This is a genomic window from Okeania sp. SIO2F4 (assembly GCF_010672385.1).
In the GTDB taxonomy this organism is placed as follows: domain Bacteria; phylum Cyanobacteriota; class Cyanobacteriia; order Cyanobacteriales; family Microcoleaceae; genus Trichodesmium.
On sequence record NZ_JAAHGT010000821.1, the window covers coordinates 1 to 4,450 of the forward strand.

The 4,450-nt window shown below is 34.0% G+C and carries 2 protein-coding genes; both read right to left on the reverse strand.

Features of this window, described 5'->3' with window-relative positions; translation table 11 throughout:
• Positions 1-446: 446 nt before the first annotated feature.
• Positions 447-2,366, reverse strand: a complete 1,920-nt coding sequence (locus F6K22_RS33275) for an SBBP repeat-containing protein (protein WP_293108203.1) — start codon at positions 2,364-2,366, stop codon at positions 447-449.
• Positions 2,367-3,975: 1,609 nt separating this feature from the next.
• Positions 3,976-4,362 (reverse strand): rhodanese-like domain-containing protein, encoded by a 387-nt coding sequence (locus tag F6K22_RS33280; RefSeq protein ID WP_293108205.1) that lies wholly within the window; start codon positions 4,360-4,362, stop codon positions 3,976-3,978.
• Between the last annotated feature and the right edge of the window lie 88 nt (positions 4,363-4,450).

Consider the following 4,450-nt stretch of genomic DNA (forward strand, 5'->3'; position numbering starts at 1 on the left):
TACTTGAATCGGGAATAGGGAATAGGGAATAGGGAATAGTAGACTAATAAAGGGTTTTAGGATTTAGAAATGTCCTAACCTTAATGCGTAGCACTATACTTGATTATATTATGTCGGATAACATCCTTTGTGTATAGAATTAAGTCACAATTGGAAGAAACCCTTCAGTATAAGTGTTCTATACCTTCCTTCCACCTAAAGTATCTCCACCTAAAGTATAACTATTTAGGGGGACATAATATTATGGGTAGGACTTACGCACCAGACCATGTATGTAGTGTTAAAAACTATAGCGCTACAGTTTTTGCACTCTATATATAGTACCCCTGCGTAAGTCCTGATGGGTTAACATCTTAATAGAATCCATTTTAAGATCGATCTATATTAGAAATAGAGCAGATTAGGTAGGGTCAACGATCAAAATTTTTAACTCTACCCATATTAAACTAAGCAATAGCTAAACGGCCTTCTGCTTGACCAAACCTAATATAATGTTCCAAGCCATTGATAAAAATTCCATTTGCTACAGCATTGGCAACTCCCGGGTTAGTTATCAAATAAAATTCCTCGTCAAAAGCAAACTGAGGCGATCGCCCTTCAAAAAAGCCAAACTCTAACCAATGCTCAAACCCATTACTAAATAAACCGTTTGCCACAGCAGTAGCTACACCAGGATTTTCTATTAAATAGATATTTTCGTTGAAACTCTCAGGAATATTGGGAGGAGGAACAAAGGTCGGAATACCTGGAGAAGAATTATTGACAGCGAGTTTAGCAACAAGAGCGTCTTCTATTGTATCTACATTACCAACTTGACTGACTTCCAGAAAAGGTTCTAGAGGAAAAGTAGGGATAGTGAAACCTACAAAATAAGCATTACCAATTTCATCTACTGCAATATCATTGCCAAACACGCCAATATTGTCATTTATCCGGAAGGGAATAGAATATTCTATAGCTTGACCATTATTAGATATTTTACTCACAACAGTATTGGCAAAATTGTTGTTGCTGATAATATAACTATTTCCTCCAGCATCAATATCTATACCCTCAATAGAGTCGAAGTTTTCTGTACCTAAGTAAGTAGCATATTCAAGGTCGCGATCGCTATTAATCTTAATTAATATTCCATCACTTTCACCCCCACCAAAAGTATTTTGCAAAGCATTAAAAGTGGGAAATTCACCAACTGGAGGTACTACTGCATCGCCACCGATAATTTGACTACCAGAATTTCCTGCTAGATAAATATTACCAATATCATCTACAGCAATACTATTACCAATATCTCCATCCACCCCACCATAATAAGTAGAAAAAATTAGGTCAGTACCATCACTATTAAGTTGAGTAATAAATACATCTGCGTCTCCCCCTATAGTATTTTGTATTGCATTTATAGTTGGAAAATCAATGGAACGAGTTTCACCAGTGATGTAAGCATTCCCACTATTATCAAGAGTAATATCCTGACTTATTTCTGTGTCATTTCCACCCAATAAAGTTGAGTAAATTAACTGACTTCCATCAGTAGATATTTTACTGACAAAAGCATCTCGGTTAAATTCGCTAATTAGAGTATTTTGTACCGCATTTTCAGTAATCGGAAAATTACCAACTCCAGGAATAGGTTGAATTGGAAAACGTAATGTAGCACCAGTATTTCCTGTTAGATAAACATCCCCATTATTATCTACAGCAATAGCACTACTAAAATCGTTATCTTGCCCACCTAAATAAGTAGAATAAAGGATATTACTACCATCATTAGATAGTTTAACAACAAAAGCATCCCCGGAAAATTCACCACCGCCGTAAGTATTTTGCAAAGCATTTACTGTCGGAAAGTCAACGGAATTAGTATTACCTGTGACGTAAATATCTCCAGTTATATCTACAGCAATGTCTGTACCAAAATCTTGACCACTTCCACCTATATATGTGGCATAAATTAGAGTTCCATCAGGAGAATATTTAGCAACAAAAGCATCACCATTCCCAAATTCATTCCCTCCACCGAAGCTATTTTGTACGGCATTTGGAGTAATTGGAAAGTCTATGGAGTTGGTATTGCCGGTTATATAAATATTGCCTTGATTGTCAATGGTTATTCCTGTTCCTTCTTCTAAGTTACTACCTCCTAATAAGTCAGAAAATTCTAGAGTTGGATTGTTTGTTGTGGGAAGTTGGGAAGGGAAAATTTCTGTATTGGGAATCAAAATTGTATCGTTGTTAGAATTATCTATCCCTATAGTATCCTCATAAATTTCCGGGAAATTTTCTCCCCCCAAGCTAATTACTTCTAGCGGTGCTTCAAGTGGTGGATTTGGTATTAATAGTAAGTTGTCAAGTTGTTCATCCATAATTTGTACGAAATTCTATTCTAGTTTTATATCATGTTTGGTTGAATACTTACACTTTGACTTAGAGACTGTTTGTAAATTAAGAGGGTTGTGGAGCAACTAAATCTTCAAACTGGAATCAAGCTAGAGATTTAAATTAGTCTGCAGTTATACCAATTACTATACATTAATGCTACTCTTAGGCAAGACTTCAGTTATTAAGTAATTAACTTAAGCCAAATTACTTGTTTACTAATTATTAGTGATTTAATGTTAATTATTCTTATGTTTATTTGTCTTCCGAGCTTACTCCTATGCTCTGAAATAGATAAATTTTTTGAGAAATGGTATTAGGGGGTATGGGTATTAAGCTCCTAAAGTTATGGTGAATTTCTTTGTGAAAAATAATTGTCGCCTATTCCCTTTCCCTGCTTAGAGAGTGCCATAGCTTTAAGAGTAACTACTTTAACTTCATCTTAATGTTTAATTTCTCCCATTTATCAACATCCTAAAAGTTTTAATTATCAATCTCAGCTTTTTATTGAAAAATTTTCAACTTTGTCATTAATCTCTGACAAACAATAAGAGACTGTTTGTCAAATAAGTATTAAGAAAGCATCACTTGTGACTAAAATCTAAAAGCGGTAATAATTCAAGAGATTGAAATTTGGTAGATCAAGAAGTATTCAGTACATATATTCCTAGATTTTTAAGCGACAAATATTTATGTTGATTTCTTCCTCCTTATTTCCTATTCCCTATTCCCTATTCCCTATTCCCTGTTCCCAGTTAAATGTTCCCTGTTCCCTATCTCCTTTTTATATTTTCTGATACATTCAATCTCTAACAAAAAAAAGCTGAACTAGCCAACAAAGTTTCAATAGTTTGAGCCTTTTCGTTATCAGATAAACGAAGAATAATCGGCAGGATTTTTATTATCTAATGAAATTTGAAAGTCTCAAACATTAATTATATAGTTTTTATAGTAATCAGGAATCAGTTGTGAGAATTGAGGTGTTCCTTAAAAGTATAGAATATAGCAGTTATCATATTCAGATATATAGCAATCCCAAATAGGTTGTGGAAACTTTTATAATAGTTAATTTCAACTGAAAGCCTCCGACAGCTCTCCTACCTGAGTTATGACTTCTAACTACCACCAAAATATTATAACTAAAATAGGATTGCTATATTGGTTTTTTTTCTTCTTCTCTACTCCCTGTTCCCTTTTCTCTATTCCCTAAAAGTCTCCAATATCTCACAATTTAAATCATATTACCGAAAAATTAAGGTATAAAGCCTTCTATTTCAAGAGAAAAAGCGGTCGGAAAGCGGAGCATGACAAACGGATGGGATGGATGGGTTACCTAACCACATCCAATCGACCAAGAGAGCGGTCGGAAAATGGAGCATGACCTAAGAATGGGATGCACTACTAACCTAGCCATATCCAATCTCCCCTTGAGAAGAAAAAAAAATCCTTTTAGTCAATTTTATCCGTTATCAGAAGAGGTAATTATTAATTATTAATTATTAATTATTAATTGTTGAATATATTTACAAATATATGGTGTGTAGTAATACTCTATCAACTTAGATATATAACTATCTAGGTCTATCATTTTTCAAGTCAATGATTGAATTTATTTAAAGGATAAATATCTGCATCACTAGCTGACCATTCCCACATTGAACCAGAATAATTTTTTACCTGAAATCCTAAATCTACTAATACAGAACTTGACCAAGCAGAGCGTACCCCACCTGTACAATAAGTCACAAAATTTTTATCTCTAGTAATTCCTTTTTTTGCCAACATTTCTAAAATTTTATCCCGCGATAATAACATTCCATTATTATCTAACCAATCTTTAAAATAGATATGAACTGCCCCAGGAATATGACCGCCACGTTGTTCGCCATAAGGTGTTTTTCCTGCATATTCTCTTAACTCCCTCGTGTCAATAATTACTAGATTATTATTTTCTAAGTTTGCTTTTAATTCATTCTGGCTAATTTGCCAATTTTTGCTTCGGTTAACAACAAAATCTCCTCGGACAGGAGGGCTGTTATTAACAAGTTAACTGTGGGAAAACCTGCTTTTA